Below are 13,015 nucleotides of genomic sequence, written 5' to 3' on the forward strand. Positions count from 1 at the left end.
CATACTCATAACCATATAGCCTCATCTCCTGAGAAGGAGGTGAGTCAGATTAAGAAGCCAACAGAACTGAAGGTGAAAAGAATGAACTTGAATGTACCCGTCGAACTCCATAACAGCTTCAAGTCGGTCACAGCTGCCAAGGGCCAGGACATGACCACCGTGCTGATGGAGTTCATCACGAACTACGTCGCCAAGCACTCTCCCAAGGGGCGGCGTCGGTGAAACGCGCCGCTCTTTATATGAGGGTGTCGACCCTCGATCAGCGTCCGGAGAGTCAGTTGCATGACCTTCGGCAGATGGCAGCACAGCGCGGCTATGCCATCGTTAACGAATACACAGACAGGATCAGCGGCACCAAGGCTAAGCGGCCCGGGCTTGATCAGATGATGGCCGATGCCCGCCGCGGCCGCTTCGATGTAGTGATGACCTGGGCGAGTGATCGCATCGCTCGTTCAGTGAAGCACTTCCTGGAAGTGCTCGATGAGTTGAACCGGATAGGGGTCGAATACGTCAGCTTCCGGGAAAATATCGATACCGGCGGCCCGCTGGGCCGCGCGATCGTCGTAATCATCGGAGCCATCGCTGAACTGGAACGCTCGCTAATCGTCGAGCGAGTGCGTGCCGGCATGCGGCGGGCACGGCTGGACGGCCAACGCATCGGCCGAACTCCTCTGGTCCTCGATACCGTTGCGATCAAGCAGGACCGCGAACGTGGACAAAGCCTGAGGCAGATCGCCAAAGAGCACCGTGTCTCGACAGCCACGATACAGCGCGTGCTTCATCGGCACGCTCTCACCACGCAGGAGCAGGTCGCATGATCGAACAAGCAACAGACTTCTTGCCGGTATGGATGGTACTGTCGGCTGCCTTCGGCTTCCTGGCCGGCGAGGCTTGCGGCGGCCAGACTCGTCTTCGGAAATATCTCGAGCAGGCTAACGCAGATCTTCGCGATCAGCTTCGCAGGGCTCAGCCGCCTTGCGATCCAACGGTGCAACAAGCACTCGCTCAGCAGCGCCGCGTCATCAACGACATCCACAAACGCGTCGCCGCTGTGACAAAAGGCTTCGAAAAACCCGCCTCGTAAATCCCATCAAATCAATGGCCGGATCTCACGATCCGGCCGTATCAAAAGGTGTGGGTTGGGATACGCAGAGGACGGTGAAAGATCCGCGAACAACTCTCCAGCCCTTCAGAGACCAGATGCCGACGCGTTTGGTATACGATCACACTCGATGCAATCTGATCGCGATCAGTTCTCAGTTTGTAGATCCGAGCTCCACATTAGCTTCATTTTGGCACCAAGATGCTCCAATGCTTCGGGGGTGTCCAAGTTGTAGAGCGGAAACGTTTCGACTCCAGCGGGTAGTACGCAGCAAAGCTGGCGGCCATCGGTCCTTTTAGCGCCGACATTGCTCTTCACCGTTGCCTTCGTCGTCAGCTTAGAGCCTCTGGTAAGGTTGGATCCTCCGAGTGCTCTAGGAATCCTCTTCAGAAGGGATTTGCGCACTATAAATACCTCTTTGGCGTCCCAAGATTTGTTCGCGACTGTCCAGTGATTCATAACCGCGTATTGAACCTGCGGCTCAAAGGAATCGCGCATTTGTGGGTCGTACATAACGATTCTCACCGCGAGCAGAGGTTGGTTAGCTCCGATCTGGGCTGGGATTCCTTTCAGTGGTTTGTGATCCAGCTCTTCCTCTGGCTCATCTCCCTCATCCTCTATCTCATCCTCATCTTCATCACCCTCGTCGTCTTCACCTATTGCAGGTGAGAAGAGTGCGCCATACTCGTTCCGAATAATCCGACGTGTCTGGTCCCGACCTGCTTTGCCAAACACACCAGCCAAAAACGCCAAGGAATTTGGCTCCTCAGCCAGTCGATCGCGCAGTCCGGTGATAAGCCGGTCAACCTCGCGGTAGAGATGATGGGTACTTGCGATCGTAGAAGCAACTGCTGATGCGAATTCTTCACGTGTTATCGTGTTGCTCATGTCCAGCACACTTTCTTACGCTCTTTCTGAAGAGCGCCAGGAAAGAATTGCTTGTTGGGCAGTCCCAGCTAAAATCTGGGGACTAAAGATATAGCGAAAATCTCGTCCTGCCACGCTCCTAGGCATGCCCCAGCAAAGTAGCCTTTCTGGCTGAACCGGCGCGGTCTTAAACGCACTCTGAAAGCGCAACCCAAGTTGGGCAGCTCGTACACTCCAACCACGGAGGCGCCAAGAGAGAGGTGTTTGTCGGGCAATCCCTACCAGAACCTCCGGACTAAAGATATGACGAAATCCCTGCCCCACCACGTTTCTTGCCAAGCCCCAGCAAAGCAGCTTTGCTGGCTGAACGGGCGCCGGCTTAAACGCACTCTGGAAGCGCAAACCAACATGCGCAGCGCGTACACGCCAACTACAAATCCGGAACAAATCAGTCCCCGGCGAATGCCACTGTGAGAACCCGCTGAACGTATCTAACCCGCAGAGTCGAAGGTACTCTTTAAGATCTATCTTCCAACCTCGACTCGCGGCGGGCTTGACTTTTAAGTCTCTAAACAACGATTGCCAGGTTCTGAGGTTTAACGTGGCATTTGCGGGAAGAAACTGTTTTGACTCTTCAATCTCGCGGAGAGCGCGACGTTGGCGTCGAGCATCGACAAGAAAGACCTGAATAACCTGGCACTCACGAATTGCGCATTCTATTGGCTCAGCATACTGGATGCGCTCCGAAACGGGCCGCACGATGGACTGATACTGGCGAACCAGCTGATCGCTGGTCCGTTCGTCAACCTCTGGTTTGAGAGCTAAGTCATGCCGATCTGACCGAAATTTAGCTTCGACAATGACCAGAGCATCTCCTAATCGAAAGACGACGTCGGGTTCTGCGAAAGCTAAGCGCGGCCAAAACCAATACTCAAGGAGGGGAATGTTGAGCCAGGATCTTTGAGGAACGCCTAACCAATTCTCCAAAAGCTTCCAGTCCTCTGCCCAGAAGATCGCCCCAAACACAGTAGATGTCAGGGTGTCCTCGAGTCTCTGCGGTTCGGGATTGGACTCGTCAAGCTTCCCATGTAGAAGCGCATGCAGCATCGCCCGCAAGTTTACATCACGAGAAAGGCCCCTTGAGGTCACGAGATCAAATAGTCGCAGAGAGCATTCGATCCCTCCCAAGTTGTCAGTGATGGATCAGTCGCAGACATTCTATTTCCACATCGCTGATAACAATCGACTACGGTCCAGCATCATTAGAGCGACGAAAGCTGTATTTGCCCGATCGTGGTCGTGCGATATACTCGCCCTTCCCCTTGATCGTGAGATTTCGCGAAGCCAAGAATGAGAGTGCGGCGCTTGGCAAGGCGGCGGTATATGAATACATCGTATGGAGACTGGCTTCGCGATAGATTCGAAGCCGGAACAGTGTCAACTCAACTCGCCGAAGCGCGTCGACTCGAGGATGCGTATGGTGACCTTGACGAGAACTTTGATCGTGATGATTTCGACTCAATGCTCGCAGAGTTGGCATACTCTTCCCTCGACAAGAAAGCCGAGAAACCTAACCCCTCGCGCATACCCATTCAGGGAAATAGGCTCTACGAAAACCTCGCTCACCTTCGAACGGCGCTCAATTACTATCGTCGATTTCGCGCTCACTTGGACGCCAAGAAGGGGGTTGAAGACTGGCCGCAGCTGGAGAGGATGCGTACACGGTTCCTTGCTATTTGTCCCGACTTCATCGATTTCGAGCAGAGGAAGGGCTTTTATTTTGAACAGGAGAGAGCCTATAAGGATGACTTGATTGGCCAAGCTCAATCGATTTTAAGCGGCCATCACGAGGAACAACCAGAGAAACTCGGAGGCCAATTCCTCGACCTAGTGAAGAAGTCTAATTTCGTCGGATGGCGAGCTTTCGATGCAATAGCGAAAGGTGGAGCTGACGCGAGGAAAGAAACTGCACAAGCTCTGGGCGAAATGTTGTTGTCAAAAGAGAGCTTGCCTGCCGTAATCGAGACTGCCGCTCTCAGGATCCACCCGATACTCCGCTCGGACAACAATCCTGCCATTGGCCTTGTTCGGTCCCTTGTGACTTCGGCAATTGCATTAGCCAAGCCCAAAGATGCGATCAGCGTCAAAACTCTTTCAATGCAGGCGGCAATTAAGGAATTGACCGGGGACACGATTATAAAGTCAGCGGTAATCAGTGCCCATGAGTATGAAGCGATCCTCCAGATTGCCCTTCGTATCAGCGACAGAATGGTCGAGTGGAACTGGAAGCCGCGCGATCTTTGGGATGTACAGGGTTTCCTTTGGGTTGCGACAAATTATGGCAAAGCGCCCGTTCTGGCCGAAGGTGGCGCCTTAATCGAAGACGATGAGGATGATGATCGAATGACTGGAAAACAATTCATTCCGCTGAATCAGATACTCTTTGGGCCCCCGGGAACCGGCAAGACGTGGGCGACAGCCCGGCTCGCAGTCGAAATATGCAACGGGACTGCTCCGGATGACCGAAAGCAACTAAGGAAAGAGTACGACGAACTGAGGAGAGCTAATCGAATTACCTTCACCACGTTCCATCAATCGATTGGTTACGAGGAGTTCGTCGAGGGTCTCCGTCCAGTCACCGAAAATGAAGATGAAGAAGATCAGGCTCCTGCTGGTTTCCATCTAGAGACCCGCCACGGCATTTTTCGTAACATCTGCACCCTCGCTGAACAGGCACGAAAACGAGGCGGAAAAGCGGCCGCATTCGATTTCACAAAACGGCAATTCTTCAAGATGTCCTTGGGGCGTGCGAGTACCGAGAGTCATATTTATCAGGCGGCAATCGCGGGAAACTATATCGTCCTAGGTTGGGGTGGAGACCTTGATTGGTCGGACACAAAGTACGACGACTTTCAAGCCGTGTTCGATCGGTGGCAAGAGAAAGAACCAGGCACAAGCGGAAACAGCGGCAATATCGCACAGACGTGGTGTTTTCGATCGCTTATGAAGAAGGGCGATATTGTGATTGTCTCAAACGGTAACCGCCGCTTTCGTGCGGTTGGTGAGATCTTAGGTGATTACGAATTCGTGCCACAAGGAGAGGGCGGCAATCATCGCCGCGTCGTGAAATGGCTCGCCGTAATCAAAGACTCCTTGCCAATTGAGACCATTTATGACGGCAATCTCTCGCAGGTTACATGCTATCGGTTGGTAAAGAGCCGTATGAAGCTCGAGGCCTTAGCTGGTCTGGTCACTGCAGATGCTCAACCTATGTCATCGAGCGCTGAGCCATACGTCTTAATTATTGACGAGATTAACCGCGCAAACATATCCAAGGTCTTGGGAGAATTGATAACCCTAATCGAACCAGATAAGCGGCTCGGAGGGCAAAATGAGATCACTGTAACGATGCCGTATTCCAACGACGACTTTGGAGTTCCTAACAACCTATACATAGTCGGCACGATGAACACGGCGGATCGTTCAATTGCACTTCTTGACACAGCGCTTCGTCGCCGCTTCCACTTCACCGAAATGATGCCCGACTACAGCTGTCTCAACAGGCAGGTAGAAGAGATTCACCTTGGCAAACTCTTGGCCGCGATCAATCGGCGGGTTGAATGGCTATTCGATCGTGATCATCAAATAGGACACAGCTATTTCACGGATGTCGAGAGCAAAGCAGACCTCGATCACGTAATGCAGGCGAAGGTAATCCCGCAGTTGGCGGAGTATTTCTACGAGGACTGGGAGAAGGTGCGTGCAGCTCTCAATGATACGAACGAGGCGTTCATTAAAGTGACCAAACTCGGTCCACCAAAGATGCTTCAATCTGATGGGGAGGACCGGTCGCACTATTCAATCCATATGGGAGAGATTCCGTCTGAAGGATACGTCACGGCATCGGAGTAGACGTGAAAACCATAAGTATTCGAGAGCATCAGACGATCGCAGTTGGAGGGGTGATGGATGGCCCGCATCTGACGGTGTGTGAGTGTGAGGCACTCGATCGCGCTCAGCGCTCTCTTGGCGTCCAAGCCTTCCGATGGATTTCACGAAACCAGATCAAGGTTGCCCAATTCGTCGGTATGATTGCGGCTACCGATGTCAGATTGGAAATCCTTCCCAAAATTCACGGGCTCGGAGAGGGTGATACCAGGCGGGTGTTGATCGGCATGCTCGGCATAGCTCTCGATGTGCCGGTCCGCGACGGCGACGTAACTGGCCATGAGTATCAGAATTGCGATCTTCTTGAACTGCTAATAGATCTGTTCGCACGTAGACTCAGGGAGAAAATTCGAGCCGGCCTATCTAGAGCTTACTCTCAGCACGAAAGCGATCTCAGCTATTTGCGTGGCAAGCTGGCTGTCACGCGTCAATTTTCAATTCTGGCTGCAAGCCCGCATAGGCTTGCTTGCCGATACGATGAATTCACAGCGGACACTGTTCTCAATCGGCTACTTTTATGTGCTGTTACCTTCTTGAGGCGCCGATCTATTCGCGCCGGCACGCAGCGATTACTGAATGAGATCGCAGCCCATTTTGAGGACGTTCGTTCTGCAACGGTCTCGGATGTCTTGAACGAGTCCTTCGTCATAGATCGGGGCAATCGGGACTGGGAGATTCCTGCAAGGTTGGCCCGTCTGTTGCTTTCCGCCACATGTCAGACTACCCACGGCGGAATGCGCGACGGTGTTGCCTTACTCTTCGACATGAATCTTCTGTTTGAGTCCTATGTAGCAGCGTTCGCTCGCAAGGTATTCACTCCACTCGGTTACAAGGTCCGAGCTCAATGTCCGATGCGGTGCATGGTGAAAGACGAAAAAGGTAAAAATCTGTTTCACACCAGACCCGATTTGCATGTGGAGCGCGATGGGCAAGTGGTGGTGTTCGACACAAAATGGAAACATATAAATCCAAGGCAAAGTAACTTCGACATACTGCAAGCGGATGTCTACCAAATGTACGGTTACGCGCACATCTATTCGAGCCAGAATACCGTTCTCCTGTATCCGCATATACAGGAAACATCTAGGCAGCCAGGCTTGCAATCGTCTTGGACGCTTCAATCACATGGTGGCCGTCTGACAATTGCCACAATCGACATTACAAAACCGGCGATGCTTGCCACTTCGCTGACGGAATTGTTGGCCGCAAGCTGAGGTATCAAAACATTGCCGCTCGAGGAAAATCCATAATGCACTTTTCGAGATTTCACCTCATGTTTTCACAATCAGAAATTTGCACTTGGGCTGACCTATATCCATTCGGGTGGGACACGGAAGCGCTTCAGGCCGGCTCGAACATTCGAGCAGGAGACTTCTGCCAACAGCATCTTAAGATAATCGCCAGATGGAAGTCACCGCGCCCACTAGGGCTGATCAAAGAAAACCTTGATTCCGAGATCTCCGGTGTTCTGAGTTTGCCTCTTAAGATGAAACAGCCTAGGAGAGCGCCTTTGCAGTACTTATGGGATTGCGCGGAGTCGGAGTGCCCAAAGGTGACGAAAGAGCAGGGAGAGGGGGATAGGAGAATGTAATTATGTTGAGTTTCGTCGCTGAGTTTAATCATCCGCGGAAGTCGGCTGGTAATTCAGCGTCACGCACACTCTCCGGAAGCTCGCACGTTGGCGCCTTTTGTCGGACGGTGATGTACATACCACTGGATTACTTCTCCGATACGTGCGTTGATTCGAGAAGAGAAACGCCCTAGGCTTCGGTCGTCTCCTCATTGAATTTCGACCATGGAATTTCCTTAAGTCTGTTCGCAAGCTGTTCCGCCTCCTTCACCTGAAGCCAACTGACATCAAAGTACCTTTTGCTGTTGTACATTCCGCCTGGGCTATCCTTGCGGCAATCGGTATCGTAAAGTGGGCCGAGAAGGAAAACGCGCGTCGGAAAGACCCCCGGCCGAAGGTCATGAACCTTTGTCATTGCAAGTTTCTTGAGTTCCTCCTTGGCGCGGGAAACGTTCTGCCATTTCACCTTGGCCATGTCGACACCTTCAACGTCGACAACCGCTTCTATTAGGGCAACTCGCTCTATGCGCTTTTCCCTATACATGCCGAAATATTTACAACGAATATGACTGTACGCCCCACTGGTTGCTGGGCACATGTACACCCTACCGACGAGCACATCGTCCGGCAGCCCAGCACAATTCACTACGTCGAGCCGTCTCTCCCAGGACGGAAGTAACTCCTGCTCGTCGAGGTAAAGTCTGAATTCTGCGACGGCGTCGTCGAGATTCTTCGGAAGGTGGGGGAGTTTTAGCGCAAGAACAAAGTCCTCGAAGGAAACCTCCTTGAAAAGGATCGAGCCCTTATATTTTCTGGCGCATAAATCGTGTATATTAGCGAATTTCTTTCTCTCTTCAGACTCAAAGTTGGATAGCGCAACGAGAACTTTAAGGCCTCGGTCCTCGCTGTCAAGCGCAGCCAAGTGCTGCGCAAGCTGCTCATCGTAGAACCAATTCCAGTTCTTTGTCTCAATGTAGATTGTGAAAGCGGGCTGCAGGACAAGGCCGTCTGGGATGGCTGAGCCTTTACGAACCTGTTGACGAAACCGCACTCCGATTTGATCGCCAAGCTCTTCGCCGACCAGCGTAGTCATCACTTCCGCAAGGAACTTCGGGTTTTCCTCGTAGAGCATCTTTAGAAGGAGCAAGCAGTAGTTGGTCGTGCGGTTTTCGCCTTGAGAATAGCCTGAAAAGAGACTGATTGCCCTGCTCATGTCATTGGTCCTATATTGCGTTTTAAACGGAATGGCGCCGTCCAAACTCAGTTTAGTCCTGCCAATTCAGAGCCATGAGCGGGTTTAGTAATAAAAAAGCGCCCATTCTATCCGGGAACGCGTGTTCACCGGTGCAAAATGTCCGTCGAATAGTTCTTGATGGCTTGTCTCATAACCCACACCTTTTGATACGGCCGGATCGTGAGATCCGGCCATTGATTTGATGGGATTTACGAGGCGGGTTTTTCGAAGCCTTTTGTCACAGCGGCGACGCGTTTGTGGATGTCGTTGATGACGCGGCGCTGCTGAGCGAGTGCTTGTTGCACCGTTGGATCGCAAGGCGGCTGAGCCCTGCGAAGCTGATCGCGAAGATCTGCGTTAGCCTGCTCGAGATATTTCCGAAGACGAGTCTGGCCGCCGCAAGCCTCGCCGGCCAGGAAGCCGAAGGCAGCCGACAGTACCATCCATACCGGCAAGAAGTCTGTTGCTTGTTCGATCATGCGACCTGCTCCTGCGTGGTGAGAGCGTGCCGATGAAGCACGCGCTGTATCGTGGCTGTCGAGACACGGTGCTCTTTGGCGATCTGCCTCAGGCTTTGTCCACGTTCGCGGTCCTGCTTGATCGCAACGGTATCGAGGACCAGAGGAGTTCGGCCGATGCGTTGGCCGTCCAGCCGTGCCCGCCGCATGCCGGCACGCACTCGCTCGACGATTAGCGAGCGTTCCAGTTCAGCGATGGCTCCGATGATTACGACGATCGCGCGGCCCAGCGGGCCGCCGGTATCGATATTTTCCCGGAAGCTGACGTATTCGACCCCTATCCGGTTCAACTCATCGAGCACTTCCAGGAAGTGCTTCACTGAACGAGCGATGCGATCACTCGCCCAGGTCATCACTACATCGAAGCGGCCGCGGCGGGCATCGGCCATCATCTGATCAAGCCCGGGCCGCTTAGCCTTGGTGCCGCTGATCCTGTCTGTGTATTCGTTAACGATGGCATAGCCGCGCTGTGCTGCCATCTGCCGAAGGTCATGCAACTGACTCTCCGGACGCTGATCGAGGGTCGACACCCTCATATAAAGAGCGGCGCGTTTCACCGACGCCGCCCCTTGGGAGAGTGCTTGGCGACGTAGTTCGTGATGAACTCCATCAGCACGGTGGTCATGTCCTGGCCCTTGGCAGCTGTGACCGACTTGAAGCTGTTATGGAGTTCGACGGGTACATTCAAGTTCATTCTTTTCACCTTCAGTTCTGTTGGCTTCTTAATCTGACTCACCTCCTTCTCAGGAGATGAGGCTATATGGTTATGAGTATGAAGGCCAGAGTCTCGGAAGACCCCGGCCCCCGAAAGTTACTAGCCCCAGGCCTCGTGGCAGAACAGAACGAGCGGGATTAGCCAACTGCGATCGATCCCCAGACCGTCGGCCATGCGGTGGACCTGCTCCCAGTTCTCGGGAACCTGGCCGGCTTCTACGGCCTCCCACTGCGTTACTTCCATCCCGGCCGCCTGGGCCGCATTTTCGAGGGAGCAGCCTCTTTCCTCCCGGGCATCACGAAGAAGGCCACCGAACAGATGGCCCCAGGCTTGGCGGTAGAAGGGGGTGCTACGACGGGACCGGGAAGACGACTTACGAATATCACTCATTTACTCATTACTCCTGATAAGGCGGCCCGTCAAGTGAGAGGGGCTCGCCTGGATTTACCTACGAGCTCAGTATGAGGTGCGGGAAGAGTCCAACCAAAGAGGCTGCAACTCATCCCTGACCCACGAGTACTACCAGAAGCTGCTCGATCTGCTGAACACCGCGATCGCCACGGGAGACCTGTCCGGCGGATCAGCATTCGACAAGACCGCCCTGCTTAATCTCGAACAGCAGGCCCAGAGCTTTGCTTCCCTGCCCACTGCAACCGCCGGCATAAGGGTGATGGATGATTCGTTCAACTATCCCCTCAGCCTGCTGCTGGCACGGCTTCGGGCTCTCGAAGGTGAGGCGGGCAACTTCACCACCGTGTCCGGACGCCTGCTGGACATCCTGGCGAATGAGACCAGGTCCCTTCCTCCCCGCGCACAACATATTTTTCGCGCGCGCGGGAGGGACCCAAGCCTATGCTCACCATCAGGTCATCCGGACATCAGCCTTGCCGGCGATTCCGCACCATATATATTGTCCGGCCTCTGTTCCCTGTGACCCTGAGCTATACGGAATCGTCCCGGTTGTCCCTGCTCTCCGTTCAGCTCGTCTGGGATCAGGGTCAGGTTGATCACCGGTGTCTTCCGGATCGAAAACGACCTGTTCTCCGTATCGGGGTCAGGGTCAGGAGAATGATCCGGATCACGGTTCCTAGAGGAGAAAGAACGACCCTGTTGTTGAGCCGGGGCGGCCAAAATCAGCTTCAACAATCTGCCGGACAAAATCACACAAAAAGCAGGGGGGAACATGTTCCCCCACGGGAGCACTGGGAGTTCAGGACCAGTTAGCAGGGAAATTAGGAATCCTAGTATATCGACTTACTCGATTTGTCCCGGATTGACTCCATCAGACGTCGAAAACAGGAATTGCTCATCTTCAACTTTCCCACCGACCAGGTTGTCTACGCGAAAACGTTCGCCTGTTCAAACGTCAGTCCACCTTTCTTTCTTTCTTTTCACGCAGGGCTCTCTGAGACGTGATCTACTCGACCGCGATCGATTCGATCTTCAATCCCGGAGCGGAGATCAACTCAAAGTTGAGCACGTTTTTGGCGGCTTCGCGATCGAAGAGCGCTTCAATCCAGATTGCCCCCGCACTGTTATCGCTTCCGGTTGAAGGGAATGCAATTTTTGTCGCGGTCTGGCCATTCACTCGCAGTTCCGCCATTTGCGGGGCGTCGCCGCTGTTGATATATGAAATGCGAAGTCTGGCCACGCGAACACGCGAAGAAACATTCGTAAAGGTGACCTCCCGACTGCCGCGCACGCCATCGGCTCCTGTAGCGGTGTATGAGTTGAGTTTTCCTTCGCTGCCTTTGACGATCAACATCGCGGCGTCGTTCGCCTGAACTGCGACGGAATAGGAAGAGTCGAAGGAGCCAAGGTCTTTCCGGGCCCAGAGGTCTCTCACCGAGACAGCCGACGAATCATTGAGCCCAAAGTCGCCCCAATGCACGGTGATCGCTGCAGGGTCGCCGGTTCTGTTGAGCAGCAGCACCGCGCGTTCTCCCGGTGTGGAGAGCGCCTTGGACCATACTTCAAGACCGTAACCGTAGGTTGCCACTTTGATTCCCTGCAGCCCAAGCGAATCCTGATCGACGGCGATTACCTCTGGATTGGTAAGCGTAGCCAAAGTGGCAGGGCTCAATGTGGTCAGATCCGCGCCGGCCAGCAGAGGCGCTGCAGAGATCGCCCACAGGCTCATATGAACCCGGCTCTGAGCATCTGTAAGGCCCGGCATCCCGACCACCATCATGTCGGGATCGTTGTAGAAACCGGTATGTTCTGCCTCCGGATGAATCCCCTGATCAAAATTGGAGAGCACGCCGGGGAAGCTGGCCAGACGGCCGCTGTGTTTTTCATGCGGCACTATCGGAGGCACGATGTCGCCGCTGGTCCGCCAGATGTCTGCGGGCGCGCCGCCTACGTTGGGAGCCCAGGTCCATGGGCTGTTGTTTCCCCACTCGCAGATTGAGTAATAGAGCCGATGCCCTGTAGCAGCCTCGGCTTTGGCGATGGCTCTCGCAACTTCGGCGTACTGCACAGCGGGATCGAGTTTCTCCTTGTCGCCACCGCACCAGTCGACCTTTACATAATCGAATCCCCATTTGGCGAATTGCAGGAAGTCCTGCTCATAATGACCTTCACTGCCGACGTGTTGATAGACGGGGCCGAGGTCCGGGTAAAGGCTGCAGCCATCCATTCCTGCGTCGGTATAGATGCCGGCCCTCAGGCCTTTGGAATGGATGTAACGGACGATGTTGGCCATGTCTCCGGCCTGCTCACCCGGAGCAATTGCCGGCCATGCCTTGGCGTCGACCACAATGTTCCCTCCGGGATCGCGCTGTCCTAGCCACCAGCCTTCGTCGATGGTGACGTATTGATAGCCCGCCTTAGCCATGCCGTTCACAACCATGGCGTTCGCCTGGTCCATGATGATTTTGGCGTCGACGGTATTGGAGAAGCTGTTCCAGGAAGACCAGCCCATCGGGGGAGGAGGCACGGCAATCAGCCTCTGCGCGCTCGCCGCCTGCATGGCTCCGGGTATGGTGAGGATCATGACTGCAAAACGTACAAGAACCACTCGGGTGACACGCGCACACTTCCAATCCGGGACCTTCCGCAT

Annotated in this window: 14 protein-coding genes; 7 read left to right on the forward strand and 7 right to left on the reverse strand. The window is 54.1% G+C overall.

Annotated features, from left to right (window positions below; all coding sequences use genetic code 11):
• The first annotated feature begins 72 nt into the window (after positions 1 to 72).
• From P8935_RS01645 to P8935_RS01655, 3 genes are read left to right on the forward strand one after another with little or no spacing between them, the layout of a single operon-like run.
• On the forward strand, positions 73 to 222 hold the full coding sequence (locus tag P8935_RS01645) for a plasmid partition protein ParG (protein WP_348265300.1): 150 nt from the start codon (positions 73 to 75) through the stop codon (positions 220 to 222).
• Positions 219 to 818 (forward strand): recombinase family protein, encoded by a 600-nt coding sequence (locus P8935_RS01650; protein ID WP_348263273.1) that lies wholly within the window; start codon positions 219 to 221, stop codon positions 816 to 818. The genes P8935_RS01645 and P8935_RS01650 overlap by 4 nt, the downstream gene beginning before the upstream one ends.
• Positions 815 to 1,084, forward strand: a complete 270-nt coding sequence (locus P8935_RS01655; protein WP_348263274.1) for a hypothetical protein — start codon at positions 815 to 817, stop codon at positions 1,082 to 1,084. Before P8935_RS01650 ends, P8935_RS01655 begins: the two co-directional genes overlap by 4 nt.
• A 165-nt stretch (positions 1,085 to 1,249) precedes the next feature.
• Here P8935_RS01655 and P8935_RS01660 read toward each other — a convergent pair whose 3' ends face one another.
• Positions 1,250 to 1,999: a hypothetical protein gene (locus tag P8935_RS01660; RefSeq protein ID WP_348263275.1), complete on the reverse strand. Its 750-nt coding sequence runs from the start codon at positions 1,997 to 1,999 to the stop codon at positions 1,250 to 1,252.
• Between the two features lie 627 nt (positions 2,000 to 2,626).
• Between P8935_RS01660 and P8935_RS01665 the strand changes: the two genes are divergently transcribed.
• The 3 genes from P8935_RS01665 to P8935_RS01675 all read left to right on the forward strand — a co-directional run bounded on the left by P8935_RS01665 (position 2,627) and on the right by P8935_RS01675 (position 7,131).
• On the forward strand, positions 2,627 to 2,794 hold the full coding sequence (locus P8935_RS01665; RefSeq protein WP_348263276.1) for a hypothetical protein: 168 nt from the start codon (positions 2,627 to 2,629) through the stop codon (positions 2,792 to 2,794).
• An 843-nt stretch (positions 2,795 to 3,637) separates the two neighbouring features.
• Complete coding sequence (locus tag P8935_RS01670; protein WP_348263277.1) at positions 3,638 to 5,881, forward strand: AAA family ATPase; 2,244 nt, start codon at positions 3,638 to 3,640, stop codon at positions 5,879 to 5,881.
• A 53-nt stretch (positions 5,882 to 5,934) separates the two neighbouring features.
• The gene (locus P8935_RS01675; protein WP_348265301.1) at positions 5,935 to 7,131 is read left to right on the forward strand and encodes a hypothetical protein; all 1,197 of its coding nucleotides are present in this window, start codon (positions 5,935 to 5,937) and stop codon (positions 7,129 to 7,131) included.
• A gap of 546 nt (positions 7,132 to 7,677) precedes the next feature.
• Here the strand turns inward: P8935_RS01675 and P8935_RS01680 are convergent.
• The 5 genes from P8935_RS01680 to P8935_RS01700 all read right to left on the reverse strand — a co-directional run bounded on the left by P8935_RS01680 (position 7,678) and on the right by P8935_RS01700 (position 10,344).
• The gene (locus P8935_RS01680; RefSeq protein ID WP_348263278.1) at positions 7,678 to 8,700 is read right to left on the reverse strand and encodes a hypothetical protein; all 1,023 of its coding nucleotides are present in this window, start codon (positions 8,698 to 8,700) and stop codon (positions 7,678 to 7,680) included.
• A 230-nt stretch (positions 8,701 to 8,930) separates the two neighbouring features.
• On the reverse strand, positions 8,931 to 9,200 hold the full coding sequence (locus tag P8935_RS01685; protein ID WP_348263274.1) for a hypothetical protein: 270 nt from the start codon (positions 9,198 to 9,200) through the stop codon (positions 8,931 to 8,933).
• Positions 9,197 to 9,796, reverse strand: a complete 600-nt coding sequence (locus P8935_RS01690; protein ID WP_348263273.1) for a recombinase family protein — start codon at positions 9,794 to 9,796, stop codon at positions 9,197 to 9,199. Before P8935_RS01690 ends, P8935_RS01685 begins: the two co-directional genes overlap by 4 nt.
• The gene (locus tag P8935_RS01695; protein WP_348263279.1) at positions 9,793 to 9,975 is read right to left on the reverse strand and encodes a plasmid partition protein ParG; all 183 of its coding nucleotides are present in this window, start codon (positions 9,973 to 9,975) and stop codon (positions 9,793 to 9,795) included. The genes P8935_RS01690 and P8935_RS01695 overlap by 4 nt, the downstream gene beginning before the upstream one ends.
• A 78-nt stretch (positions 9,976 to 10,053) precedes the next feature.
• A complete protein-coding gene (locus P8935_RS01700) occupies positions 10,054 to 10,344 on the reverse strand; it encodes a helix-turn-helix transcriptional regulator (RefSeq protein ID WP_348263272.1) in 291 nt (96 codons plus the stop codon).
• 76 nt (positions 10,345 to 10,420) lie between these two features.
• Here P8935_RS01700 and P8935_RS01705 point away from each other — a divergent pair, with 76 nt between their 5' ends.
• Positions 10,421 to 10,888 carry a hypothetical protein gene (locus tag P8935_RS01705; protein WP_348263271.1) on the forward strand — a complete coding sequence of 156 codons (468 nt, stop codon included), beginning with the start codon at positions 10,421 to 10,423 and terminating at the stop codon, positions 10,886 to 10,888.
• Between the two features lie 483 nt (positions 10,889 to 11,371).
• Here the strand turns inward: P8935_RS01705 and P8935_RS01710 are convergent, their stop codons facing one another.
• Complete coding sequence (locus P8935_RS01710) at positions 11,372 to 13,015, reverse strand: alpha-galactosidase (RefSeq protein ID WP_348263280.1); 1,644 nt, start codon at positions 13,013 to 13,015, stop codon at positions 11,372 to 11,374.

The sequence above is a fragment of the Telmatobacter sp. DSM 110680 genome (assembly GCF_039994875.1).
GTDB lineage: Bacteria > Acidobacteriota > Terriglobia > Terriglobales > Acidobacteriaceae > Telmatobacter.

Excerpts from the sequence above, each read along its gene's own strand:
- P8935_RS01655 (WP_348263274.1), top strand. The coding sequence starts at position 815 with ATGATCGAACAAGCAACAGACTTCTTGCCGGTATGGATGGTACTGTCG.
- P8935_RS01675 (WP_348265301.1), top strand. The coding sequence starts at position 5,935 with ATGGATGGCCCGCATCTGACGGTGTGTGAGTGTGAGGCACTCGATCGC.
- P8935_RS01680 (WP_348263278.1), bottom strand. The coding sequence starts at position 8,700 with ATGAGCAGGGCAATCAGTCTCTTTTCAGGCTATTCTCAAGGCGAAAAC.
- P8935_RS01685 (WP_348263274.1), bottom strand. The coding sequence starts at position 9,200 with ATGATCGAACAAGCAACAGACTTCTTGCCGGTATGGATGGTACTGTCG.
- P8935_RS01700 (WP_348263272.1), bottom strand. The coding sequence starts at position 10,344 with ATGAGTGATATTCGTAAGTCGTCTTCCCGGTCCCGTCGTAGCACCCCC.
- P8935_RS01710 (WP_348263280.1), bottom strand. The coding sequence starts at position 13,015 with ATGCGGAAGGTCCCGGATTGGAAGTGTGCGCGTGTCACCCGAGTGGTT.